This is a genomic window from Methylobacterium sp. 10 (assembly GCF_000519085.1).
Lineage (GTDB): Bacteria > Pseudomonadota > Alphaproteobacteria > Rhizobiales > Beijerinckiaceae > Methylobacterium.
This window is the reverse complement of record NZ_KI912577.1, coordinates 4688603-4712067: the sequence shown is the minus strand read 5'-3', so window position 1 is coordinate 4712067 and position 23465 is coordinate 4688603. Positions and strand designations below refer to the sequence as shown.

The following is a 23465-nucleotide window of genomic DNA, read 5'->3' as shown; positions in this document are numbered from 1 at the left end:
AGTACGCGCCGTGGAATTCCTGAAATCCCTGACCATCGCGGCATCCGGCCTCAAGGCCCAGTCGGGCCGGATGCGGATCATCGCCGAGAACATCGCCAATGCGGATTCGGCCCCGAGCGGGGTCGGCGCCGAACCCTACCGGCGCAAGATCCCCACCTTCACCCAGCATATCGACCGTGAGACCGGCGCGTCGCTGATCGAGGCCGGGCGGGTGAGGCGGGATACATCGCCGTTCCGCACCAAGTACGATCCGGGAAATCCCAGCGCCGATGCGCGCGGCGAGGTGCGGATGCCCAACGTCAACGGGCTGATCGAGAACATGGACATGCGCGAGGCCCAGCGCTCCTACGAGGCCAACCTGAACATGGTCACCGCGACCCGCAAGATGATCAACGCCACCCTCGCCATCCTCAAGGCCTGACGCTCTTCCTCTCCCGAAAGTCCGCCGCCATGCCGACCAACGCCTTCGCCGCAGGAGCCTACGCCGCCGTCCAGAACATCGGCGGCATGAAGGGCGGCACGCCCAGGATCGCCCCGACCTCGGGGGCGGATGGCGGGTTCACCTCACTGCTCACCTCGGCCATGGACAAGATCGGCGAGAGCGGCGCGAAGGCCGATGCCCAGGCCCTGTCGGTGGCGGGCGGCAAGGCCAACGTCGTCGACGTGGTGACCGCCGTCGCCGAGAGCGAGACGGCCCTGCAGACCCTGGTCGCCGTCCGCGACCGCGTGATCTCCGCCTATGAGGAAATCATGCGGATGCAGATCTAGTCGCCACCGCTCTTCTTTGCCCTCCTACCCGCCTCCTCGTCCTGAGGTGCCCCGTCAGCGGGCCCCGAAGAAGGCCTCCAGAGCCCGACGAGCGAAACGCAGCCCTCCTTCGAGGCCTCCGCTCTGTTCCGTCACCTCGGGATAAGGGGGCAGACGAGAATTCCGGCCGAGATCGCCGCCGCCCCGATACAATCCGTGAGTTCGCTTCCATGACCGGCCTTGCCATTCTCGACGTCTCCCGAGACGGGATCTTCGTCTTCCTCAAGGTCGCGGGGCCGCTGATGATCGTCGCCCTCGTGGTCGGCCTCGTCGTGTCGCTGCTCCAGGCGCTGACGCAGATCCAGGAACAGACGCTGATCTATGTGCCCAAGATCGTCGCCGTCTTCGCGGCGCTTCTGTTCATGCTGCCCTTCATGGGCGATGCGCTCGCCGGCTACATGACCCGCATCGCCGCCCGCATCGTGTCCGGCGGATGACGCGCCGGGCCGGGCGCTGCTATGCAGACTCATGAACCTGCTCCTGCCCGGCATCGCGGCGGCCTACCTGCTCACCTTCGCGCGCATCGGCACGCTGATGATGCTGCTGCCGGGGCTCGGCGAACAATCCGTCTCGCCGCGCATCCGTCTCGCCTTCGCGCTCCTCGTCTCGCTGATCCTGTTCCCGATGGTGCGCCCGCTGCTGCCGATGCAGGGCGCTTCGCTTGCGGGCCCCGGATTGATCTCGCTCCTCATCGGCGAACTGCTGATCGGCCTCGTCCTCGGCCTCACCGTGCGCATGGTGCTGGCCGCCTTGCAGACCACGGGCGTCATCGTCTCGCAGCAGCTCGGCCTGTCCTACGCGATGACCGTGGACCCGACCCAGGGCGGCCAGCAGGCGGCGCTGGGCAACTTCCTGATGATGCTGGGCATCACCCTCATCCTCGCCACCGACCTGCACCACGTGGCCCTCGATGCCATTGGCCGGAGCTACGTGATGCTGCCGCCCAACGGCGTTCTGGCCATGGGCGAGGCGGCCCAGCTCGCCCTGCGGGCGATGGCGCGCGGCTTCCTCCTGGCGGTCCAGATCTCGGCGCCGTTCATCGCTTTCGGCATCCTGTTCAACGTCGGCCTCGGCGTGCTCTCGCGCCTGATGCCGCAGATGCAGGTGTTCTTCATCGCGGTGCCGGCCTCTGTACTCATCGGCATGCTGATCCTGTTCGGCAGCCTCGGCATCATGATGAGCGTCTTCCTCGACGACATCGGCCGCTATCTCGGCGAGTTGACCGGGCGATGAGGGCGGTATCGAACGGCCCGACGATGCGCCGGACAGGGGAGCGCTGAGCCGTGTCCGACGACAGCGACCAGGAAGACAAGACAGAAGAGCCAACTCAACGGCGCATCGAGAAGGCGATCGAGCAAGGCAACGTCGCCAACAGCATTGAGGTCAACACCTTCTTCATCCTGTCCGCCTTCACGATGGCGCTGCTGCTGGCGTCGAGCACGATCGCGAAGGACCTCGTCGTCAGCCTGCGCGCCTTCCTGATGAACGCGCATCAGGTTCCCTCCGACCCCACCGCTTATACCGAGATGGGGATGCGGATGCTGCTGATCTGTGGCCAGGCGCTGCTGATCCCCGTGAGCCTCGTGGTCATCGCGGGCCTCGCTGGCGGTCTCGTCCAGCACCCGCTGGTCTTCTCCACCGATGCCCTAATGCCGAAATTCGATCGCATCTCGCCGATGGCCGGCATCAAGCGCATCTTCGGCATCGAGGCCCTGGTCCAGTTCCTCAAGGGGCTCGCCAAGCTGATGCTGGTGGGGGTCGTCGCGAGCACCATCCTGTGGAACGAGCGCGACCGGCTCGAGGTCTTCGCCCGGCTCGACCCGGCGGCGATGCTGCCCGCGATCCTCGGTATCGCCCTCAAGCTTCTCGGCGGCATGCTCGCCATCTTCGTAGTCATCGCCATGGGCGACGCCTTCTATCAGCGCTTCCGCTGGCGCTCGAAGCTGCGCATGACCAAGGAAGAGATGAAGCAGGAGCACAAGGAGAGCGAGGGCAATCCCGAGGTGAAGGGCCGGATGAGGCAGATCCGCGCCTCGCGGGGCAACAAGCGCATGATGGCGGACGTCCCCACCGCCACGGTCATCGTCACCAACCCCACCCACTACGCCGTCGCCCTGCGCTACGAGGCGGGCATGGCAGCACCGATCTGCGTCGCCAAGGGCGTCGATTCTCTGGCATTGCGCATCCGCGCCGTCGCAAAGGAGCACGATGTCCCGATCATGGAGAACCCACCGCTGGCGCGGGCGCTCCACGCCACGGTGGAGATCGATTCCGAAATTCCCGCCGAACACTACCGCGCCGTGGCCGAGGTGATCGGCTTCGTCATGCGGCTCAAGCGCCGTGCGGCGTGAAAACGCCACGCTTTATGCACCTTTTTTGACGAGACTTGTCCGTGACCTCCTGAGGATACCCTTGCTGCGGACGCGGCCCGGGCGCTAACCGGGATTGGTCGAGGGTGGAATGGCGCCGAAATGGCTGAGGTGAGCGGACCAACGAAACCGGTGTCGAGCGCCATCGACCGATCGGAGAGGCCTGGGCGGGTCGGGTTGCTCTTGGTTCTCGCCGGACTTCTCGTCGGCGCGGCGGTGGGCCTGTCCTTCGTTGCCAACGAGCAGGCGCAGCCGCTCATCCTCGGGCTACTCGCCCTGCTCGCCATGGCCGGCGTGTTCTGCCTGTTCGCCCTGGCGATCGGCGCGCTCCAGCTCTCGGGCCAGACCGGCCGCGACGACATCACCAAGGCCATCGTCGATGCCTCGCCCGAAGGCGCCATCGTCGTCGAGGATGGCGGCCGCTTGATCTACGCCAACGAGGCCTATCTTCGGATCTCCGGCGGAGAGACCTTCTCCAACCTGAAGCCGGTGGAGCGGGTCTTCGTAGGCTCGCCGGACGTGTCCGAGGCAGTCTACCGTCTGGCCCAGGCGGCCCATGACGGACGCGGCCATGTGGAGGAGATCCGCATGGCGCCCCCGCCCCAGGGTGAGACCGAGCGCGCCTTCGCCTGGTTCCGCATCGCCGTGCGTGCGGTGGAGCGGCCGAGACTCCCGGCGACCCTGTGGACGGTCACCGACATCACCCATGAGCGCGAGCGCCAGGAGAACGTCTTCCAGGAGCTTCAGCACGCGATCGATTACCTCGATCATGCGCCGGCCGGCTTCCTCTCCATCGATCCGTCGGGCTCCATCGTCTACATGAACGCGACGCTGGCCTTCTGGCTCGGCTACGACCTCGCCACGGTGGGCTCGGGCGGACTGCGCCTGCCCGAGATCGCGCCGAGCGCCGACGTACTCACCGCCACCGAAGGCCTGCCCGGCGAGGTCCGCACCGATCGCTTCGACCTCGACCTGCGCCGCCGCAACGGCCAACCCCTGCCGACCCGGCTCTATCACCGCGTGGCCTTCGGCCAGGACGGCAAGCCCGGGCCGTCGCGCACCTTCGTGCTCAACCGCTCGGCCGGGGCCGAGAGCGACGAGCCGCAGCGCGCCGCCGAGGTGCGGCTTGCCCGCTTCCTCAACAACAGCCCCATCGCCATCGCGACCCTCGACCCCACCGGGCGCATCGCGCGCGCCAACGCGTCCTTCGCCAGGCTGTTCGGCGGGACGCCGCGCCAGACCGTGCCGGACGGGCGCGGCGAACTCGGCACCGAGCCGACCATGTGGGAAGCGCTGGTCGACCGCGACCGGGCCGCCCTCGAGAGCGCCCTGATGAAGGCCGCCGACGGAACCGTTGAGGTGCAGCCGATCGAGGTCGCGCTGGCGGGGCCGGGGAACCGCTCGGCGCGGGTCTGGCTCAGCCCGGCCGGCGGCGACACATCGGCGGCGGCAGATGCGGCCACGCCCGCCGACCGCGAGCGCGTGATCCTTTATGCCCTCGACACGACGGCGCAGCGCCAGCTCGAACAGCAGATCGCCCAGACCCAGAAGATGGATACGGTGGGCCAGCTCGCCGGCGGCATCGCGCACGACTTCAACAACGTCCTCCAGGCCATCATCGGCTATTCAGACCTGCTGCTGGCGAGCCACAGGCCGACCGATCCGGCCTTCCAAGACATCATGCAGATCAAGCAGAACGCCAATCGGGCAGCCAGCCTTGTGCGGCAGCTGCTGGCCTTCTCGCGGCGCCAGACCCTGCGCCCGGAGGTGATGAATGTCGGCGAGGCCCTGTCCGACCTCACGCTGCTGCTGAAGCGCCTGCTCGGCGAGCGGGTCGACCTCGACCTCAAGCACGGGCGCGACATCTGGCCGATCAAGGCCGACGTGAACCAGTTCGAGCAGGTCATCGTCAATCTCGCGGTCAATGCCCGCGACGCGATGCCGAATGGGGGCCGCCTGCTCATCCGCACCGCCAATATCCTCGAGGGTCTGGAGAATACCGAGCGCAGGCCAGGCGCACCGGCGGGCGACCATGTCCTTATCGAAGTGCTCGATACCGGCGAAGGCATCCCGCCCGACGTGATGGAAAAGATATTCGAGCCGTTCTTCACCACGAAGGACATCGGCAAGGGCACCGGCCTCGGCCTCTCTACCGTGTTCGGCATCATCAAGCAGAGCGGCGGCACCATCGACGTGCAATCGACCGTGGGGAGTGGCACGGCCTTCCGCATCTACCTGCCCCGCCACGAGCCTGCGGCCGAGCCCGTTCCGGAGATCACCGTCGCCTCCGCTGCCCCGCAGAGCAACGCGGAAGTCGCCGCCAGCCGGCTCAGGGGAGCGCGCGACCTCGAAAAGCCCGGCAGCGGGCAATCCGCCCCGCGCAAGCCCTCGCCCGATCATACCGGGCAGGGCGTGATCCTGCTGGTGGAGGACGAGGATCCGGTGCGCGCTGTCAACAGCCGGGCCCTGTCGGCACGGGGCTACACGGTCCTGGAAGCGGCCTCCGGACTCGACGCCCTGGCCCTCATCAGCGATGTCGACCAAACCATCGACCTCGTCGTCTCCGACGTGGTGATGCCGGAGATGGACGGTCCGACGCTGCTGCGCGAATTGCGCAAGCATCGCCCGGACCTGAAAGTGATCTTCGTCTCCGGCTATGCCGAAGACGCGTTCCGCAAGAACCTCCCCGAGGGCGAGGATTTCAACTTCTTGCCCAAGCCGTTCAGCCTCAAGCAGCTCGTCGAGACGGTTAAGGAGACGATCGCCCGTTAAGGGCGACGTCTGTTCTCGTTTCGGCTGAAATCGTGCCTGTCCGCCTTGCGCAATGAGAACAAAACAAGTACATCAATCGCATCCGAGGCGCATTGAGCCTTGAGCTCTCCCCATGCATAAGGATGCCGACGAATGGCCCAGCCCGCGCTGAAAGTTGTGGAATCCCCGATGGTGGACAAGGACAAGGACAAGGCGAAGGCGATCGATGCCGCGCTGTCCCAGATCGAGCGTGCCTTCGGCAAGGGCTCGATCATGCGGCTCGGCAAGAACGACAAGGTGGCGGAGGTCGAGACCATCTCCACCGGGTCGCTCGGCCTCGATATCGCGCTGGGCGTCGGCGGCCTGCCGCGTGGCCGGGTGATCGAGATCTACGGCCCCGAATCTTCGGGCAAGACCACCCTTGCCCTGCATACTATTGCCGAAGCCCAGAAGAAGGGCGGCGTCTGCGCCTTCGTGGATGCGGAACACGCCCTCGATCCGGTCTATGCGCGCAAGCTCGGCGTACAGCTCGACGACCTGCTGATCTCGCAGCCCGATACCGGCGAACAGGCCCTGGAGATCACCGACACCCTGGTCCGTTCGGGTGCCATCGACGTGCTCGTGGTCGATTCGGTGGCGGCGCTCACGCCGCGCGCCGAAATCGAGGGCGAGATGGGCGACAGCCAGCCCGGCCTTCAGGCGCGCCTGATGAGCCAGGCCCTGCGCAAGCTCACCGGCTCGATCTCGCGCTCCAAGTGCATGGTGATCTTCATCAACCAGATACGAATGAAGATCGGCGTCATGTATGGCAGCCCGGAAACGACCACGGGCGGCAATGCCCTGAAGTTCTACGCATCGGTCCGTCTCGACATCCGCCGCATCTCGACCCTGAAGGATCGGGACGAAGCCATCGGAAACCAAGTTCGCGTCAAGGTGGTGAAGAACAAAGTCGCCCCGCCCTTCAAGCAGGTCGAGTTCGACATCATGTTCGGCGAGGGCGTCTCCAAGGTCGGCGAACTCATCGATCTCGGGGTGAAGGCTGGGATTGTGGAGAAGTCCGGCGCCTGGTTTTCCTATGCGAGCCAGCGCCTCGGCCAAGGCCGTGAGAACTCGAAGGGCTTCCTGCGCGACAACCCGGACATCGCCAACAAGATCGAAGCGGCGATCCGGCAGAATTCCGGCCTGCTCGCCGACAAGATCCTCGAGACCGCCAAGCCCACCGAAGACGATCTGGACGAAGGCGAGGCCTGATCGCCTCGCAGGTTATCGAATTGGCCGTCGCAGACTTCTGCGGCGGCCTCTTTCATGTTCGGATCATCTCGCCGGTGCGGACCGGCCCGTTGATCGCCCGACGATCGATCGTCAGGCGCGGTGGTGGGCGCGGCCAGCCGTTCGTGGGCCGCACCGTGAAGAAACCGGAACGCACCATTGCGGACCGGGCGTGACTCGACGGTCCGGCCTCCTTATGAGGGCGCAAGCCACGAAGAAGCCTCGGGTCGTCGTCTCGACCGCCCAAAGCGCACGACAGAGTCATTTCACGATGAGCGGCGTCAACGAGATCCGGTCGGCCTTCCTCGACTATTTCGCCAAGGCGGACCACGCCGTGGTGCCGTCGTCGTCCCTCGTGCCGCGCAACGACCCGACATTGATGTTCACCAATGCGGGGATGGTGCAGTTCAAGAACGTTTTCACCGGTGTGGAGAAGCGGCCCTACAACCGGGCCACTACGGCGCAGAAATGCGTACGCGCCGGCGGCAAGCACAACGACCTTGACAATGTCGGCTATACTGCGCGCCACCACACCTTCTTCGAGATGCTCGGCAACTTCTCCTTCGGCGATTATTTCAAGCCGCGGGCAATCGAATTGGCCTGGAGCCTGATCACGAAGGAGTTCGGCCTGTCGAAGGACAGGCTCCTCGTCACCGTCTATGCGGATGACGAGGAGGCGGCCGACCTTTGGAAGAAGATCGCGGGTTTTGGCGACGACCGGATCATCCGCATCGGCACCTCTGACAATTTCTGGCAGATGGGCGATACCGGCCCCTGCGGGCCGTGCTCGGAGATTTTCATCGATCAGGGTCCCGGCCTGCAGGGCGGTCCTCCCGGCTCGCCGGACGAGGACGGGGACCGGTTCCTGGAATTCTGGAACCTCGTCTTCATGCAGTACGAGCAGATCGAGCCTGGCAACCGCCTCGCCCTGCCGCGCCCCTCCATCGACACCGGCATGGGGCTGGAGCGCATGGCGGCGATCCTCCAGGGCGTCACCAGCAATTACGACACCGACCTGTTCAAGGCCCTCATCGATGCGGTGAGCCACGCGGTAGGCCGGCCGCCGGAGCCCGGCACCGTCGCGTCCTACCGCGTCATCGCCGATCACCTGCGTTCGGTCTCGTTCCTCATCGCCGACGGCGTGCTGCCGTCGAACGAGGGCCGGGGCTACGTCCTGCGCCGCATCATGCGCCGCGCCATGCGTCACCTCGAACTCCTAGGCTCCCGCGAGCCGGTGATGTTCCGTCTGGTTCCCACCCTCATCCGCGAGATGGGGCAAGCCTATCCCGAACTAACCCGCGCCGAGAGCCTGATCTCGGAGACACTGCGCCTCGAGGAAACCCGCTTCCGCCGCACCCTCGAGCGGGGCCTCGCCATCCTCGATACCGAGAGCCGCACCCTGGTCTCCGGCCAGAACCTGTCCGGCGAGACCGCCTTCACCCTCTACGACACCTACGGCTTCCCCCTCGACCTGACCCAGGACGCCCTGAAGGCCCGCGGCATCGGCGTCGACACGGACGCGTTCGGTCAGGCGATGGAGCGCCAACGCAAGGCCGCCCGCGCCGCCTGGACCGGCTCGGGCGAGGCCGCCACCGAAACGGTCTGGTACGGCATCAAGGAGCGCGTCGGCGCCACCGAGTTCCTTGGATACGAGACCGAGGGCGCGGAAGGCATCGTGACCGCGCTTCTGCGCGACGGGGCGGAGGTAGAGAGCCTGTCGGCCGGGGAGACCGGCCTCGCGCTCCTCAACCAGACACCATTCTACGCCGAATCCGGTGGTCAGGTCGGCGATACCGGCCACCTGACCGCGTTGGGCCTTAGCGCGCGGGTCACGGCCACGGAGAAGAAGCTCGGCGATCTCTTCGTGCATCACGTCACCATCGACGAGGGGCGGCTGACCCTCGGGCAGGCGGCCGAGCTCACCGTCGATCACGCCCGCCGGTCGGCGATCCGCGCCAACCATTCGGCCACCCACCTGCTGCACGAGGCCCTGCGCCAGGTGCTCGGCGATCATGTGGCCCAGAAGGGGTCGCTGGTCTCGGCCGAGCGCCTGCGCTTCGATTTCAGCCATCCCAAACCCATGGACGATGCCGAGCTCCGCGCCGTCGAGGACATCGCCAACGCGGTTCTCCTGCAGAACACGCCCGTGGTGACGAAGCTGATGGCCCAGGACGACGCCGTCGCTTCCGGCGCCCGCGCCCTGTTCGGCGAGAAATACGGCGATGAGGTTCGCGTCGTCTCCATGGGATGCCCGGTCGACGATCGGGGGGAACTCGCGGAGGAGGGGCGCCTTCAGGCCTTCTCCATCGAATTGTGCGGCGGCACCCATGCGAGCCGTACTGGCGAGATCGGTCAAATATCGGTGCTCGGCGAGAGCGCGGTGGGTGCCGGCGTGCGCCGGATCGAGGCCCTCACCGCCGGGGCGGCCCGCCGTCACCGCGCCGAGGAAAGCCGCACCCTCGGCCAGATCGCCGGGCTCCTCAAGGTCCAGAGCGCCGACGTGCCCGAGCGACTGAGCGGGCTCATCGAGGAGCGCCGCCGCCTGGAACGCGAGTTGTCGGAAGCGAAGAAGAAGCTCGCCATGGGCGGCTCGTCGGGGAACGACGACGGCCTCGTCGAGGTCGGCGGCGTCAAGCTCATGGCCAAGATCGTCGAGGGCGTCGAGATGCGCGACCTGAAGAGCCTGGCCGATGCCGGCAAGAGCCGCATTGGCTCCGGCATCGTCGCCCTGGTCGGAGTGTCGCCGGACGGCAAGGCCGGCCTCGTCGTCGGCGTCACCGAGGATCTAACCGACCGCTTCGACGCGGTGGCTCTCGTCCGCGCCGGGGCAGGGCATCTCGGCGGCAAGGGCGGCGGCGGACGCCGCGACATGGCGCAGGCCGGCGGCCCGGAGGGAACAGGCGCCCAGGCGGCGATCGACGCCATTGCCCAGGCGCTCTCCGTCAGTTGACGCGCTTCCAAGTCTGGCGCTTGCAGAACACACTCATGACGCAGCCCGCCACTTCGACCACGTTCGGTCCCTTGACCGTGAGACTGCCGGAATAGGTCTTGCCGTCGTTGGGGTTGTAGAGAGAGCCCTCGTAGCCGTCCCCGGACGGGGTCGCCGCGTTCATGATCTGGACGCCGATCAGGCTGCGGGATTGCAGGGAGGCATCGGGGTTCTTGGAATCGAGGCCCTTGCCGGGCACGCTCACCAGGGTGCCGCAATAGCCGCCGCCGCAACGTGCGATCCGGACTTTCGAATCCCCGTTCTCTGTGAGCCAGACCCCGCTCGGGTCTGCCCTCTGCTGGGCGACGACCCCTCCCGTCATCGCGATCAGGGCCATGACGGCCGCAGCGGATCGCGACGGCATCGCTCCGAACTTCATCTTCATTTTCGTCCTCTCGAACGGTTCCGGCGGCCGCCGGGGCGGCCCCACCTTGCGGGAAGCGGGAGTTAGCCATCCGGCATGGGAGGGGCAAGCGCAGGGTCGAGGCAGGCAAGCTGCGCCACCGTATGCCTTGACAGGGCGGCCCGGCACGCGCCTAGAGGCCCCCAATGTAGGAGGGTGGATCGCGATGCGTGTGATCGAGACACAGATTCCCGCGGTGAAGCGGGTCGTGCCCAATCGCTTCGGCGACGACAGGGGCTGGTTCTCGGAAACCTTCCGGGCCGATGTCCTGGCTGCGGCCGGGATCGCCGACGCCTTCGTGCAGGATAATCAATCCTTCTCCGCCCAGAAGGGGACCGTTCGCGGCCTGCATTTCCAGCTCCCACCGGCGGGTCAGGCCAAGCTCGTGCGCGTCCTGTCGGGCGCCATCCTCGATGTCGCCGTCGACCTGCGGCGCGGATCCGAGACCTACGGACGCCACGTCGCCGTCCGGCTCGACGCCGCCGAGGGCGAACAACTCTACGTCCCTGTGGGATTCGGCCATGGGTTCTGCACCCTGGAACCCGACACTATGGTCGCCTACAAGGTGTCGGCCTATTACAGCCGCGAGCACGACCGCAATCTCGCCTGGAACGATCCCGATCTGGCCATAGCCTGGCCGGTGGGCGAGAACGAGGCCGTCCTGTCCGACAAGGATCGCGTGGCACCGTCCTTCGCCGATATCGGCGCTGTGTTCTGAGTGTCTCTCACAAAACTCCCGCTGCTCCATCGTGCTCCGAGCGAGAACCGACCGTGACCGGGAGCTTTGTGCGGCACTCCGAACCATTGCCTGCCCCATCAGCGAAAACACGTGGTAGCGGCAGGATACGGACCCGCCCATGCGTGACCATGAGGATTTGTGAACATGGCCAAACCCCTGCGCATCCTGGTCACGGGCGGATGCGGCTTCATCGGCTCGGCGCTGGTCCTGCACCTCGTCCGGGATCTAGGCCGTGAGGTCGCGACCCTCGACGCGCTGACCTATGCGGCCAACCCGATCTCGCTGGCTCCCCTCGACGGCGATCCGCGGCACCGTCTCGTGACCGGCGACATCTGCGATCCCGCCACCGTGCACGCCCTCTACGCCGAGTTCCGGCCCGACGCCGTCATGCATCTCGCCGCAGAGAGCCATGTGGACCGCTCGATCACCGATCCCGGCGCCTTCATCCGCACCAATGTCGTCGGCACGCAGGTGATGCTCGACGGCGCCCGAACGTACTGGGAAGGGCTCACCGGCGAGGCGAGGGCGGCATTCCGGTTCCTCCACGTCTCCACCGACGAGGTCTACGGCTCGCTCCCGCCTGACGGCTTCTTCACCGAGGACAGCCGCTACGACCCGCGCTCGCCCTATTCGGCCTCCAAGGCCGCCTCCGACCATCTGGCACGGGCCTGGGGCGAGACTTACGGCTTGCCGGTGCTGGTGACGAACTGCTCGAACAATTACGGCCCACGGCATTTCCCGGAGAAGCTGATCCCGCTGATGATCCTCAACGCCCTCGAAGGCCGGCCCCTGCCGGTCTACGGCGACGGCCTTAACGAACGCGACTGGATCCATGTGGAAGACCACGCACGCGGCCTCGTGGCGGTGCTGGAACGAGGCCGCCTCGGCGAGACCTATCTCCTGGGCGGCCGCTCGGTGCGCAACAACCTCGCGGTGGTGAAGGCCCTCTGCGCCGCCTTCGACCGGCTACGGCCGGAGCATGGGCCGCACGAGCGCCTGATTTCCTTCGTCGCCGACCGGCCGGGCCACGACCGGCGCTATGCCATCGACCCCGGCAAGGCCGAGCGGGAGATCGGCTGGACCCCCACCAAATCCTTCGAGGATGCCCTGGAGGAGACCGTGCGCTGGTATCTCGACAACGAAGCTTGGTGGCGCCCGATCCGCGAGGGCCGCTATACCGGCGAGCGCCTCGGCCTCGGTACACCTGCCACGAAGGCTTGACATGGATATCCTGATCCTCGGCGGGGCGGGCCAGGTCGGCACCGAACTGCAGGCCTCTCGGCATTGGGGCGCGGGCGTGACCCTCGTCGCCCCCACCCGAGCCGAACTCGACATCACCGACGCCGGCGCCGTGGCACGGGTCTTCTCCGAGCGCACCATCGGGGCGGTGGTGAACGCGGCCGCCTATACCGCCGTGGACAAGGCCGAGTCGGAGGTGGTGGAGGCCTGGCGCCTCAACGCCCTGGCCCCCGCCATCCTGGCGGCCGAGACGGCGCGGCGGGGCATTCCCTTCGTTCACGTCTCCACCGATTACGTCTTCGACGGCGCCGCACCGGGCGCCTACGCGCCCGACGCGGCGATCCGTCCGACCAGCGTCTACGGCGCCAGCAAGGCCGCCGGGGAGATGGCGGTCCGAACCGCCAATCCGCGCCACGCAATCCTGCGCACGGCGTGGGTCGTGAGCCCGCACCGGGGCAACTTCGTGAAGACGATGCTGCGGCTCGCAGCCGAACGGGATGCGCTGACCGTCGTGAACGACCAGCGCGGTTGCCCGACCTCGGCCGCCGATCTCGCCGCCGCCCTCGCGGACATCGCCCTGCGTCTTTCCGCCGACAGCGACGCACCCACGGGCACGCACCACTTCGTCAATGCGGGCGCGACCACCTGGCACGGTTTCGCGCAAGCCATCGTCGCCGGCTCGGCCGCACGCGGCGGGCGGAGCGTCCCGGTCAACGGCATCCCCACGAGCGCCTATCCGACGCCCGCGCGGCGGCCGGCCAATTCGCAATTGTCGACGGAGAGCCTGACGACGGCCTACGGGCTGACGCCGCGCCCCTGGCAGGCCGCCCTTGACGACATCCTCGACCGGCTGGTCGGTCCCGCGCACCATTCAGTAGAGACACAGTCATGAAGGGCATCGTTCTCGCCGGCGGGTCCGGCACGCGCCTCCACCCGGCGACCCTGTCGATCAACAAGCAGCTGCTGCCCGTCTACGACAAGCCAATGATCTATTATCCGGTCTCGGTGCTGATGCTCGCCGGCATCCGCGAGATCCTGATCATCTCGAGCCCGGAGCATCTCGGCAATTACGAGCGCCTGTTCGGCACTGGCGAGCAGTTCGGCCTCTCCTTCAGCTACGCGGTGCAGCCACGGCCGGAAGGCCTCGCCCAGGCCTTCACCATCGGACGCGACTTCGTTGGCACGGACGACGTCGCCCTGGTGCTGGGGGACAACCTGTTCTTTGGCTCGGGCATGAGCGCCATGCTGAAACAGGCGCGCGAACGGGAAAGTGGCGCGACGATCTTCGCCTATCACGTGGACCACCCGGAAGCTTACGGCGTGGTCACCCTCGACCGCGACGCACGCCCCCTGCGCATCGTCGAGAAGCCATCGGTGCCGGAAAGTCCCTGGGCCGTGACCGGCCTCTACTTCTACGACAACCGGGTGCTCGACATCGCGGCCGCCGTGGAACCGTCGGCCCGCGGCGAGCTGGAAATCACATCCGTCAACCAAGCCTATCTCGACCTCGGCGAACTCCATGTGCAGCGCATGTCGCGCGGCTATGCCTGGCTCGATACGGGGACGCATGACAGCCTGCTGGAGGCGGGCGAATTCGTGCGCACGTTGCAGAACCGGCAGGGCCTTCAGGTCGCCTGCCTGGAGGAGATCGCCTATCTCCAGGGCTTCATCGACAAGGCGCAGCTGATCGCCCGTGGCGAGCTCTTCGCCAAGACCGCCTACGGCCAGAACCTCCTGAAACTGTCGAAGCTCGACCCGGAATCCCGCCTCGACGAGTGACGAAAGCAGCTAAGCGTCGCCGTTTGCGAGGATGGCGCCGGTATAGGTCTCGCTGACCTCGCAGATCGGACGCCCGGACCGGTCCGAGAGGATCGCCTCGATAGCGAAGACGAGATCCGACGGGCCGGGAACACCCGCATCCCGCGGCCACAATCTCAGCAGGCGGAGGTTTCGCCGTTTGGGGAACAGGGTGTGGACCACCCGGCCGAAGGGAGCCTCGGTCACATCGAGGAGCAAGTTCATCTCCGTCGTCAGGCGAGCCGGGACGTACCAGTTCTCGGCCTGCGACAGGACGTGGCCTCCGCAGCTCAGGCGCACGTGCCGGTACCGAACCGCCTCTCCGTCGGACAGGGCGAGCCGCTGGATCTGCTCCGGGCTCGGCCCGCGTTCGGGACACGGAACCCGCGCCGCCACCAGACGGGCCTTCGACGCGAGCCGACGCTCCTCGCACCAGCGCTCCAGCACGGATGTCGCACTGTCGCCGTCGAGGAGCCGCGCGCTCAGGGTCTCGATCAGCGCCTCAGCCGTTTCGCTGGAGGAGGTGGAGAGGGCGTGCCGTCCGGCGGGAAGGGTCATGGTTCCGACCTATCATGCGGTCGAGGGCGACACACGCCATCATCCTGCGCCTGTCCCCGCACGTCCGCCGCCATCTGTCGAGGAACGAGATGGTGTCCGGTCCAGACGGATGCGATCTCAAACGATCGGGGAGCCACCGGGCCACGACCGCTCACGCCACTCCACGGCAGTTCTGGCAAGATCGAGGAAGCCAAGTCACCCGACGGCGGAGATCGACCGAGGGGAGGGACGGCCGGATTGTCCGTTCCCGCCCAGCTCCCTAAACCGAGCGCGGCTCCCAATGCCACCGGGAACGGCGCTCCATGCGCAGGGGCGCCCGCGTCACGCGCCGAAGACGAACAACTCGCTCTGATCCGCCTGCACGTCTACGATCCCCACATCGTGCACGATAATCTTGTTGGAGGTGGCGACGTCCTTGAAGGTGACCATGGTGTCCCGGCCGCCGTTGAGGGCGCGCAGCACCATGTCGCTCGCATCGACGCCTCCGATGTCGACGGTGATGTGGTCATTGCCGATGCTGAACCCGTAGGCGGTATCGCGCCCGAAGCCATCCTCGAAGTGGAACGTGTTCTCGCGGCCGCTCGCGATGATCTTTTCGTTGCCGGCCCCGCCCTCGATCGTGTTGCTGCTCCTGTTGACCTGGATGCGGTCGCCCCCCGAAGTCCCGACGATCCCCACGTCGAACGAGGTTTGAGACACGATCCTGGCGCCCGTAGTCACCCCGGACATGTCGAGGTCCGTATCGCTGCGGATTTAGACGGTCTCGACACCGGTGAAGTTGCCGTCGTCGAGGCTCACGGTGCCGGTGCCCATCAAGAACAGGAAATCGTTCCCCTCGCCGCCATCCAAGGAATCGGGCGTTTCGCTGATGACGAGACGGTCGTTGCCGCCCAACTCATTGAGCGAGTCGCGGCCGCCATTGCCGTTGATGCTGTTATTGCCGGTATCCCCGATCAGGCCATCGGCGAAGGTGCTTCCGAGCAGGTTCTCGAACCCGCTGAACGTGTCTCCTACCGCGTCGCCGACTTCGGCCAGGTCGTTCACAAGACCGACACTGACGCCCGCCGTCGAATGGGCATAGCTCGGGGTATCGATGCCGCCGCCGCCGGTCAGGCGATCGCCTCCCGCGCCGCCCTCGATGACGTTGTTGTTGGCATCGCCGTCTGCGGCATCCTCGAAAGAAGTGAGGCGGAGATTGGAAATGTTGCTGAAACTGTCCTGAACAATCGTTCCGCGGTTATCCACACCTGTGCCGCCTGCCATGTCGACCCCGACACCGAAGAATCAACCGCTATGATACTCGTAGCCCTCCGTGAACGAGCCGTAGCTCAGGGTGTCGGTCCCCGCGCCGCCGTCGATGGTGTTGGTGCCCAGGACGGCTTCCAGGATGTCGTTGCCATCACCGCCGTCCAGGGCATCGTCGCCACCACCGCCGTTGAGGATATCGCCGCTGGCGCTCACCAGGACGTCGCCGAGATCACCCCCGGTGAAATCCAACGCATCGGACGAATCACTGAAATCCGCAAAAATACTCGCCCTGCCAATAGACAGCCGCATCAATGTGTCGAAAACTAGCAGAGAACTGAAGTCTTCGGGAGTTTCGGCGAAGAAGGCACCAATGCTCGATCCGATCTTATATATCTCATTTACTAAAACAGAGACCGAATCTTCGTGCTATCGATGTCGCTATGATTGGATTCACAATTATATCGGATCGACGACATCACCCAACCTTGCAGAAAACTGGCCGCACCACGCGTCTCTCGAAAGACCGAATGGTCATTCGATCGAACAGCGGCAGCAAGATGTCGTATTTCAATGGATCAATTGACAATCACCGACCATTTATGAAATGTAAATTACGACTCAAGATATGATTTATTGCAGGAAGGACGGACAGCTCGATCCGGGATGATGGGGTTGCCGATGCGACGGACGAGACGATCGGGGGTGAATGGGGCCGAACTCCGCCCCTCCGAACGCAACGTCACCAGGATCGCCACCGACAGGCGATCGTATGGGGGCAAGCGGCCAAGTCGCTTCGTTCGAAGGCTCTGTCATCGCGGATGAGGGCGTCAGCGAGGACGGCTCGGCACGAATCGATCGGCTGAGGTGCGGGGCGGACCAAGATGGCCCAATCAGCCGGACGCTTCGGCCGCGCGTCTGTGGAGCCTCACGCCAAGGGAGAGCCAGCCACATCTTCGTAACGATCAAAAACGGGAAGGATCGAGAGAAACCCGTACCAGACCGGCTGGCGGCGTGCGGGCCGTCGTCGCGAAAATCGAATGGTGGAGCCTAACGGGATCGAACCGATGACCTCTTCCATGCCATGGAAGCGCTCTCCCAGCTGAGCTAAGGCCCCACATTCCGGGACAATCGCGACGCCGTCTCGCGAGTGTCGTCATCATCGGTGAACCTCACCGAGATTGGTCTTGTCCGACTCGTCGAAGGTCGACCCACAGGCCGACATCCGCGCACCGGATAAAAAGAAATGGTGGAGCCTAACGGGATCGAACCGATGACCTCTTCCATGCCATGGAAGCGCTCTCCCAGCTGAGCTAAGGCCCCACGTCTCGGACCACCGCGACACGTCTCGTGGTGGTCGTTCCGCCAACCTGCCTTGCGGCGTCCGGCGGAGGCGGTTCTATATTCGGGCGCTTGCCCGGACTCAACCCCCTAATCGCATTCGCCGCCGAGAATTTTGTGCCGCGGAGAATTTTGCGGTTCTCGTCGTCGAGGGGGGAGACAGCCGCCGAGGACGCGCCTCAGCTTTCCTCGTCGTTCTCGATGTCGCCGTCGATCAGATCGGCCACGTCGTCGTCGCCGGCATCTTCCTCCTCGAGGAAGGTATCGTCGGCGTCGGTCGAATCGGCATCGTCGTCGCTGGTCGTGGTGTCCGCTTCGTCCTCCGCGGCCTCGACCTCGTCGAGGGACACGATCTCGGGCCCCCCCTTCTCGGCGTCGGTATCTTCGTCGTCGTCAGCGGGTACGGCCGCGGCGCGGGAAGCGAGGGCGGGAGCGGCGATGCGCGACGTCGCGGCGGCCTGGTAGATGGTCCCGCATTTCGGGCAGGTCGCGGGATCCTTGTCGAGATCGTAGAATTTCGCGCCGCAGCTCATGCATTGACGCTTCAAGCCGAGTTCCGGTCTGGCCACGGGCGAACCTCTGATGGGGATTTGGGAGAGGCGCCCCGTTAGTCGGGTGAAACGGTCCTGTCAAATGCCCTTGCGCAGGCGATCCACCGCGTTCGCCCCAAATCTCATCCGGATTCAACCGCGCGGAGGCCGCGACGGGTCGGATGACGCCGCCCGGCCTGCGTGGTAACCGGCCTCATGACGTCGCCGCCGGCCAAACGGTCGGATGCGACGGCCCGACTGTGCCAGAAGCCGAAAAGTCATCATTCCCGTGTCGCATCACTCCGAACCCCAGCCCTTGACCGCTTCCGCCGGCGCGCCCTTGCGCGGGGCGCTGCGGCCGCCGGGCGACAAGTCGATCTCCCACCGGGCGATGATCCTCGGCCTCCTGAGCATCGGCGAGACCCGCATCGAGGGATTGCTCGAAGGCGACGACGTCCTCCGCACGGCCGACGCCGCCAGAGCCCTCGGGGCCGGGATCGATCGTCTCGGGGAGGGGCGCTGGGTCGTGCGCGGCGTCGGCATCGGCGGGATGATAGATCCGGCCGGCGTGATGGATTTCGGCAATGCCGGCACCGGCTCGCGCCTGATGATGGGCGTGGTCGGCGGCCAGGACGTCACCGCGACCTTCGACGGCGACGCCTCCCTGCGCAAGCGCCCCATGCGCCGCATCCTCGATCCGCTCATCCGCATGGGCACGCAGGTCCTGAGCGAGGAGGAGGGCGGCCGCGTGCCGCTCACCCTTCGCGGCCCGAGGGAAGCCATTCCGATCACCTACGAGACCCCCGTCGCCTCGGCGCAGATCAAATCCGCGGTGCTCCTCGCCGGCCTCAACGCGCCGGGGACCACGACGGTGATCGAGGCGGCGGCGACCAGGGACCATAGCGAGCGAATGCTCCGCCTGTTCGGGGCCGAGGTGGCAGTGAGCCCGCACGGGCCCGGCGGCCATGGCCGCAGCATCGCCCTCACCGGCCAGCCCACCCTGCGCGGCACCGACGTGATCGTGCCGGCAGATCCGTCCTCGGCGGCCTTCCCGCTGGTGGCGGCCCTCATCGTCCCGGGCTCGGAGGTGACGATCCGGGGCGTGATGATGAACCCGCTGCGCATCGGCCTCATCACGACGCTGCTGGAAATGGGCGCCGAGATCGAGCGGCGCAACGAGCGCGACGAGGGCGGCGAGACCGTGGCCGATCTCCATGTCCGCGCCAGCCGCCTCAAGGGTGTCGACGTGCCGGCCGAGCGTGCCCCCTCGATGATCGACGAATATCCCGTCCTTGCCGTCGCCGCCGCCTTCGCCGAGGGCGTCACCCGGATGAACGGGCTACACGAACTGACGGTGAAGGAATCCGACCGCCTCGCCGCCGTGGCCGACGGCCTGGCCGCGAACGGCGTGATCTACCGAATCGAGGGGGACGACCTCATCGTCGAGGGCGATGGCTCCGCCGCGCGCGGCGGCGGCACCGTGGCGACCCATCTCGACCACCGCATCGCGATGGCCTTTCTGGTGATGGGCCTCGCCACCCGCGAGCCAGTCACCGTCGATGACGGCGCCATGATCGCCACCAGTTTCCCGAGCTTCCTGCCGACGATGCGGGCGCTCGGCGGCCGCATCGCGGAGTAGGTCCCATGCCGATGGTCATCGCGATCGACGGGCCCGCCGCCTCGGGCAAGGGGACGCTCGCCAAGCGGCTCGCCACACATTACGGGCTGCCGCATCTCGATACCGGCCTGCTCTACCGGGCCGTGGCCCTCACCGTGATCGATGCGGGCTGCAACCTCGACGATCACGCCGCCGCCGCTCGGGCCGCCGCGACGCTGATCGCCGACCGGCTGGCCGACCCGAGGCTGCGCGAGCGGGCGATGGGTGACGCGGCCTCCCGCATCTCGTCGATCCCGGCCGTGCGCGCGGCCCTCCTCGCCTGGCAGCAGCGCTTTGCCGGCGGCGCCAGCGGCGCCGTCCTCGATGGCCGCGACATCGGCACGGTGGTCTGCCCGCAGGCCCAGGTGAAGCTGTTCATCACCGCCGCCGCCGAGGAACGCGCCCGGCGTCGGCATCTCGAACTCCTGCGGCGCGGCGAGCCGGCGAGCCTCGGGGCGATCCTGGCCGACATCGTCGCCCGCGATGCACGGGACGCGCAACGCTCGACGGCCCCCCTCAAGGCCGCCGCCGACGCCGTTCTCCTCGATACCACCGACCTCGATGCGGACGAGGCCTTCGAGGCGGCGCGCGCGGTGGTGGACCGGGCGCGCGTCCACTGACTTCCGCCTACCGCTTCGGCTCGGGCCCGTAGCGGTTCGGGCCGGGCGTACCCCGCCGGCAGACGGTCTCGACGAAGAACCATAAATTGAACCCGGTCATCGCCAGCGTGGCGGCGATCACGGGCAACGGATAGGCGTCGGCGAACGTCTCGATCGGCGCGAAGCCCGCGAGGGTGACGACCACGTCGGGAAGAATCCACCACCCCGTCCGGCCCCGGTCGTGCAGGCGGCGGATCGTCGCCACGACGAGGAATGCAGCCGTCCCGGCGAAGGTCACCCCGACGATGGCGAGGCCCGCGAACCGGGCATCCAGCGACGCTGTCAGGATGGCGACGCTGCCGAATACGACGAAGAGCAGCAGCATCACGATCAACCGGCGGTGATAGCTCCGGCGGGACAGTCGGCCTCGCGGATCGAAGAGCGCCGCGAGCGAGGCGAGCCTGTCCATCATGTCCCCCTCGGCTTCACGCGCCGCGTGGGCGGCTCGGTCAGCGGATCGTCCGGCCAGGGATGGCGCGGGTAGCGCCCGCGCATCTCGGAACGCACGGCACTCCACGAGCCCCGCCAGAAGCCGGGCAGATCCTTCGTGATCTGGATCGGCCGCGAGGCCGGTGACAGGAGGTGGAGGATTAGGGGCACGCGTCCGCCGGCGATGGCGGGATGCCGGTCGAGGCCGAACAGTTCCTGCACCCGGACGGCCAGGACCGGCCCGCCCTCGGCATCGTAGTCGATGGGAATGCGCGAGCCTGTCGGCACCTCCACATGGGTCGGCGCCTCCGCGTCGAGGCGGTGACGCATCTCCCAGGGGAGGAGCGCGCCGAGCGCGCGGCCGAGGTCGTCGGCGGTGACGGCGTCCAGACTCGTGCGTCCCACGATTTCCGGCGCGAGCCAGTCCTCCACCGATGCGCTCAACGCCGCGTCGGAGAGGTCCGGCCAGGTTTCGCCCTCGGCCGCGCGGAGGAAGCTCAGGCGGGACCGCCATTGGGCGAGGGCCGGTGTCCAGGGCAGGCTGTCGAGGCCGAGCCCGGCGATACCCCGCGCCAGGATGACGGCCGATGACGCATCCGTCGGCACCGGCAGGATCCGCTCGCCAAGGGTCGCGGCGCCGAGGCGGCGGGACGCACGCGCGCGCAGGGACCGGGAGCCCTTGTCGAAACTGATCTGGGTGACGGATTCGATCCGTTCCGCGAACGCGGCCTCGATCTCGTCCAGGGTGATCGCGGCGGCGGCGAGGATGCGCCCGGAGGCCGCAGCGCCGGCGATGTCGGCCACCACGAGGAAGGGTTCGCGGGCGAGCGCCGACGCCGGGTCCACGCGCCCGGCGCGGCCATTCGCCATGACGAACTCGCCGTCCCGCCCCCGCGCGCGGGCGACGCGGTCGGGATAGGCGAGGGCGAGGAGCGCCCCGGCCCCGGAAACATCGGCCGTCGCCCCCGCGCCCGCGAATCCACCCGCCTGCTCGGCCCAGCCGCGCGCCAGGCGCCGCATGTCGGAGGCGCGGGTTCCGCGGTCGCGCGCGAACCGATCGGCGCGGACGGAGAGGTCAGCATCGTCGCCGCCGAGACCGCGCTCCACCAGGATCGCGGCGAGGTCGGCCGCTTCCCGCGCCCGTCCCAACCCGGCCGCCGCGACCACCATACGCGCGAGGCGCGGGGGGAGGGGGATGGCGCGCAAGGCGCGTCCCGTCCCGGTGAGGCGACCGTCGGCATCGAGGGCGGCGAGGTCGCGCAACATCGACCGCGCCTCCGCCAGGGCGGGGGCGGGCGGGGTATCGAGAAACGAGAGGGTCGTAGGATCGGAGACGCCCCAGGCGGCGCAGTCGAGGAGCAGGCCGGAAAGGTCGGCGGCCAGGATTTCCGGCCGGGTGAAGGGTTCGAGGGCGCTGGTCGCCGCCTCCGACCAGAGGCGGTGGCAGATGCCCGGCTCGGTCCGCCCAGCGCGGCCGCGCCGCTGATCCACCGAAGCACGTGAGGCGCGGGCGGTGACGAGACGGGTCAGGCCGATGCCCGGCTCGTAGAGCGGCACGCGGGACAGGCCGGAATCGACCACGATCCGGACGCCCTCGATGGTGAGCGAGGTCTCGGCGATGCTGGTCGCCAGCACGACTTTTCGGGTTCCGGGCGGGGCGGGCGCCACGGCTCGGTCCTGCTCGGCCGGGGGAAGCGCGCCGTAGAGGGGCGCGATCTCGGTGTTCTCGTCGACCCGTTCGGAGAGGAGCGTCGCCACCCGGCGGATCTCGCCCTGTCCGGGCAGGAAGGCGAGGACGGAACCGGGATCGGCCCGCAGGGCGCGCAGGATGGCGTCGGCCATCGCATCCTCCATCCGCCGGTTGGGATCGCGCTCCGTGTGGCGCGTCTCCACCGGATAGGCCCGGCCTTCGGATTCGACGATGCGCGCGTCGCCCATCAGGCGCGAGACCCTCGCCCCGTCCAGGGTGGCGGACATGACGAGAATGCGCAGGTCGTCGCGCAGGCCGGACTGCGCATCGAGAGCGAGGGCGAGCCCGAGATCGGCGTCGAGGGACCGTTCGTGGAACTCGTCGAAGATCACCGCGCCGATGCCGGACAGTTCCGGATCGTCCAGGATCATGCGGGTGAAGACCCCCTCGGTGACGACCTCGATCCGCGTCGCCCGCGAAATCTTCGAACCGAGGCGGACGCGCAGCCCCACGGTCTCTCCCACGCGCTCTCCCAGGGTGGCGGCCATGCGCTCGGCCGCGCCGCGGGCAGCCAGGCGCCGTGGTTCGAGGAGGATGATCCGGCCATTCGCGCCCAGCCACGGCGCGTCGAGGAGCGCCAGCGGGACGCGGGTGGTCTTGCCGGCGCCGGGGGGCGCCACGAGCACCGCCGATGGGCCGGCTTCGAGGGCCGCGAGAAGGCCCGGCAGGGCCGCGTCGATCGGCAGGGCAGCGGAGGGGGAGGGGTTTGTCGCCATCGCGGATGTGGTGGTGCGGGCAAGCGGGAGGATGCGCAACCCCGTTTCGCCGCGCCGGCGCGGATCACGTGCGCGATGCGAAAATCATCCCATGATCATCATGCGTTCGGCAGCTTTTCGCTGCGTAATCGTGCGTCGAAAAGAATGGGAACGGAGTCCGGGCAAACGACTTGTTGCCTCGACGCGCGCGGCGCGATCCGAACGGATGGACTACTCG

23 protein-coding genes and 2 tRNA genes are annotated in these 23465 nt (G+C 67.4%); 15 read left to right on the top strand and 10 right to left on the bottom strand.

The genetic code is table 11. The annotated features are described in order from the left end of the window. Nucleotides 1–10: 10 nt before the first annotated feature. The 9 genes from flgC to alaS all read left to right on the top strand — a co-directional run bounded on the left by flgC (nt 11) and on the right by alaS (nt 10146). Nucleotides 11–421 carry a flagellar basal body rod protein FlgC gene (gene flgC / locus K368_RS0122230; protein WP_027174272.1) on the top strand — a complete coding sequence of 137 codons (411 nt, stop codon included), beginning with the start codon at nt 11–13 and terminating at the stop codon, nt 419–421. Between the two features lie 29 nt (nt 422–450). After that, nucleotides 451–768 carry a flagellar hook-basal body complex protein FliE gene (gene fliE, locus K368_RS0122225; RefSeq protein ID WP_018042711.1) on the top strand — a complete coding sequence of 106 codons (318 nt, stop codon included), beginning with the start codon at nt 451–453 and terminating at the stop codon, nt 766–768. Nucleotides 769–977: 209 nt separating this feature from the next. Continuing rightward, nucleotides 978–1244: a flagellar biosynthesis protein FliQ gene (fliQ, locus tag K368_RS0122220; RefSeq protein WP_027174271.1), complete on the top strand. Its 267-nt coding sequence runs from the start codon at nt 978–980 to the stop codon at nt 1242–1244. Nucleotides 1245–1275: 31 nt separating this feature from the next. After that, nucleotides 1276–2040 (top strand): flagellar biosynthetic protein FliR, encoded by a 765-nt coding sequence (gene fliR, locus K368_RS0122215; RefSeq protein ID WP_027174270.1) that lies wholly within the window; start codon nt 1276–1278, stop codon nt 2038–2040. Between the two features lie 50 nt (nt 2041–2090). Further along, complete coding sequence (flhB, locus tag K368_RS0122210; RefSeq protein WP_027174269.1) at nt 2091–3158, top strand: flagellar biosynthesis protein FlhB; 1068 nt, start codon at nt 2091–2093, stop codon at nt 3156–3158. Between the two features lie 120 nt (nt 3159–3278). Continuing rightward, the gene (locus K368_RS0122205) at nt 3279–5948 is read left to right on the top strand and encodes a response regulator (protein ID WP_027174268.1); all 2670 of its coding nucleotides are present in this window, start codon (nt 3279–3281) and stop codon (nt 5946–5948) included. A gap of 132 nt (nt 5949–6080) precedes the next feature. After that, nucleotides 6081–7178, top strand: coding sequence for a recombinase RecA (gene recA, locus K368_RS0122200; protein ID WP_027174267.1), 1098 nt, complete (start codon nt 6081–6083; stop codon nt 7176–7178). Between the two features lie 20 nt (nt 7179–7198). Continuing rightward, nucleotides 7199–7372 (top strand): hypothetical protein, encoded by a 174-nt coding sequence (locus K368_RS26915; protein ID WP_155935286.1) that lies wholly within the window; start codon nt 7199–7201, stop codon nt 7370–7372. Nucleotides 7373–7467: 95 nt separating this feature from the next. Next, a complete protein-coding gene (gene alaS, locus K368_RS0122190; RefSeq protein ID WP_027174266.1) occupies nt 7468–10146 on the top strand; it encodes an alanine--tRNA ligase in 2679 nt (892 codons plus the stop codon). Here the strand turns inward: alaS and K368_RS0122185 are convergent. Then, nucleotides 10139–10549 carry a DUF2147 domain-containing protein gene (locus tag K368_RS0122185; RefSeq protein ID WP_027174265.1) on the bottom strand — a complete coding sequence of 137 codons (411 nt, stop codon included), beginning with the start codon at nt 10547–10549 and terminating at the stop codon, nt 10139–10141. The genes alaS and K368_RS0122185 overlap by 8 nt on opposite strands. 205 nt (nt 10550–10754) lie before the next feature. On the opposite strand from K368_RS0122185, the gene rfbC reads away from it, so the two are divergent. The 4 genes from rfbC (at nt 10755) to rfbA (ending at nt 14345) form a co-directional block, all read left to right on the top strand. Further along, nucleotides 10755–11306 carry a dTDP-4-dehydrorhamnose 3,5-epimerase gene (rfbC, locus tag K368_RS0122180; protein ID WP_027174264.1) on the top strand — a complete coding sequence of 184 codons (552 nt, stop codon included), beginning with the start codon at nt 10755–10757 and terminating at the stop codon, nt 11304–11306. A gap of 177 nt (nt 11307–11483) precedes the next feature. Then, nucleotides 11484–12548 (top strand): dTDP-glucose 4,6-dehydratase, encoded by a 1065-nt coding sequence (rfbB, locus tag K368_RS0122175; RefSeq protein WP_027174263.1) that lies wholly within the window; start codon nt 11484–11486, stop codon nt 12546–12548. 1 nt (nt 12549) lies between these two features. Then, nucleotides 12550–13458 (top strand): dTDP-4-dehydrorhamnose reductase, encoded by a 909-nt coding sequence (gene rfbD, locus K368_RS0122170; protein WP_027174262.1) that lies wholly within the window; start codon nt 12550–12552, stop codon nt 13456–13458. Continuing rightward, the gene (gene rfbA / locus K368_RS0122165; protein ID WP_027174261.1) at nt 13455–14345 is read left to right on the top strand and encodes a glucose-1-phosphate thymidylyltransferase RfbA; all 891 of its coding nucleotides are present in this window, start codon (nt 13455–13457) and stop codon (nt 14343–14345) included. Before rfbD ends, rfbA begins: the two co-directional genes overlap by 4 nt. Before the next feature lie 9 nt (nt 14346–14354). Here rfbA and K368_RS0122160 read toward each other — a convergent pair whose 3' ends face one another. The 7 genes from K368_RS0122160 to K368_RS0122140 form a co-directional block, all read right to left on the bottom strand. Next, the gene (locus tag K368_RS0122160; protein WP_027174260.1) at nt 14355–14921 is read right to left on the bottom strand and encodes a hypothetical protein; all 567 of its coding nucleotides are present in this window, start codon (nt 14919–14921) and stop codon (nt 14355–14357) included. 321 nt (nt 14922–15242) lie between these two features. Continuing rightward, nucleotides 15243–15650, bottom strand: a complete 408-nt coding sequence (locus tag K368_RS25710; protein ID WP_051439967.1) for a hypothetical protein — start codon at nt 15648–15650, stop codon at nt 15243–15245. A gap of 24 nt (nt 15651–15674) precedes the next feature. Then, entirely contained in the window at nt 15675–16184 is a 510-nt protein-coding gene (locus K368_RS25705) for a hypothetical protein (RefSeq protein WP_155935284.1), read from the bottom strand. 21 nt (nt 16185–16205) lie between these two features. Further along, nucleotides 16206–16478 carry a hypothetical protein gene (locus K368_RS25335; RefSeq protein ID WP_155935282.1) on the bottom strand — a complete coding sequence of 91 codons (273 nt, stop codon included), beginning with the start codon at nt 16476–16478 and terminating at the stop codon, nt 16206–16208. Between the two features lie 729 nt (nt 16479–17207). Then, nucleotides 17208–17283: transfer RNA gene (locus K368_RS0122150), tRNA-Ala, on the bottom strand. Between the two features lie 130 nt (nt 17284–17413). After that, nucleotides 17414–17489: transfer RNA gene (locus tag K368_RS0122145), tRNA-Ala, on the bottom strand. Between the two features lie 197 nt (nt 17490–17686). Next, nucleotides 17687–18076 (bottom strand): TIGR02300 family protein, encoded by a 390-nt coding sequence (locus tag K368_RS0122140; RefSeq protein WP_027174259.1) that lies wholly within the window; start codon nt 18074–18076, stop codon nt 17687–17689. A gap of 250 nt (nt 18077–18326) precedes the next feature. On the opposite strand from K368_RS0122140, the gene aroA reads away from it, so the two are divergent. Next, the gene (aroA, locus tag K368_RS0122135; RefSeq protein ID WP_027174258.1) at nt 18327–19676 is read left to right on the top strand and encodes a 3-phosphoshikimate 1-carboxyvinyltransferase; all 1350 of its coding nucleotides are present in this window, start codon (nt 18327–18329) and stop codon (nt 19674–19676) included. A gap of 5 nt (nt 19677–19681) precedes the next feature. Further along, nucleotides 19682–20314 (top strand): (d)CMP kinase, encoded by a 633-nt coding sequence (gene cmk / locus K368_RS0122130; RefSeq protein ID WP_027174257.1) that lies wholly within the window; start codon nt 19682–19684, stop codon nt 20312–20314. Between the two features lie 7 nt (nt 20315–20321). Here cmk and K368_RS0122125 read toward each other — a convergent pair whose 3' ends face one another. Continuing rightward, nucleotides 20322–20765, bottom strand: a complete 444-nt coding sequence (locus tag K368_RS0122125) for a DUF805 domain-containing protein (protein WP_027174256.1) — start codon at nt 20763–20765, stop codon at nt 20322–20324. Continuing rightward, the gene (gene hrpB / locus K368_RS0122120; protein ID WP_027174255.1) at nt 20762–23248 is read right to left on the bottom strand and encodes an ATP-dependent helicase HrpB; all 2487 of its coding nucleotides are present in this window, start codon (nt 23246–23248) and stop codon (nt 20762–20764) included. The genes K368_RS0122125 and hrpB overlap by 4 nt, the downstream gene beginning before the upstream one ends. Between the last annotated feature and the right edge of the window lie 217 nt (nt 23249–23465).

What these genes read in the sequence shown, in the direction of transcription:
- fliE (WP_018042711.1), top strand. Translation starts at nt 451, where the DNA reads ATGCCGACCAACGCCTTCGCCGCAGGAGCCTACGCCGCCGTCCAGAAC.
- fliQ (WP_027174271.1), top strand. Translation starts at nt 978, where the DNA reads ATGACCGGCCTTGCCATTCTCGACGTCTCCCGAGACGGGATCTTCGTC.
- fliR (WP_027174270.1), top strand. Translation starts at nt 1,276, where the DNA reads ATGAACCTGCTCCTGCCCGGCATCGCGGCGGCCTACCTGCTCACCTTC.
- K368_RS0122205 (WP_027174268.1), top strand. Translation starts at nt 3,279, where the DNA reads ATGGCTGAGGTGAGCGGACCAACGAAACCGGTGTCGAGCGCCATCGAC.
- recA (WP_027174267.1), top strand. Translation starts at nt 6,081, where the DNA reads ATGGCCCAGCCCGCGCTGAAAGTTGTGGAATCCCCGATGGTGGACAAG.
- alaS (WP_027174266.1), top strand. Translation starts at nt 7,468, where the DNA reads ATGAGCGGCGTCAACGAGATCCGGTCGGCCTTCCTCGACTATTTCGCC.
- K368_RS0122185 (WP_027174265.1), bottom strand. Translation starts at nt 10,549, where the DNA reads ATGCCGTCGCGATCCGCTGCGGCCGTCATGGCCCTGATCGCGATGACG.
- rfbC (WP_027174264.1), top strand. Translation starts at nt 10,755, where the DNA reads ATGCGTGTGATCGAGACACAGATTCCCGCGGTGAAGCGGGTCGTGCCC.
- rfbD (WP_027174262.1), top strand. Translation starts at nt 12,550, where the DNA reads ATGGATATCCTGATCCTCGGCGGGGCGGGCCAGGTCGGCACCGAACTG.
- rfbA (WP_027174261.1), top strand. Translation starts at nt 13,455, where the DNA reads ATGAAGGGCATCGTTCTCGCCGGCGGGTCCGGCACGCGCCTCCACCCG.
- K368_RS0122160 (WP_027174260.1), bottom strand. Translation starts at nt 14,921, where the DNA reads ATGACCCTTCCCGCCGGACGGCACGCCCTCTCCACCTCCTCCAGCGAA.
- K368_RS25710 (WP_051439967.1), bottom strand. Translation starts at nt 15,650, where the DNA reads ATGTCCGGGGTGACTACGGGCGCCAGGATCGTGTCTCAAACCTCGTTC.
- K368_RS25705 (WP_155935284.1), bottom strand. Translation starts at nt 16,184, where the DNA reads ATGGCAGGCGGCACAGGTGTGGATAACCGCGGAACGATTGTTCAGGAC.
- K368_RS25335 (WP_155935282.1), bottom strand. Translation starts at nt 16,478, where the DNA reads ATGCGGCTGTCTATTGGCAGGGCGAGTATTTTTGCGGATTTCAGTGAT.
- cmk (WP_027174257.1), top strand. Translation starts at nt 19,682, where the DNA reads ATGCCGATGGTCATCGCGATCGACGGGCCCGCCGCCTCGGGCAAGGGG.
- K368_RS0122125 (WP_027174256.1), bottom strand. Translation starts at nt 20,765, where the DNA reads ATGATGGACAGGCTCGCCTCGCTCGCGGCGCTCTTCGATCCGCGAGGC.
- hrpB (WP_027174255.1), bottom strand. Translation starts at nt 23,248, where the DNA reads ATGGCGACAAACCCCTCCCCCTCCGCTGCCCTGCCGATCGACGCGGCC.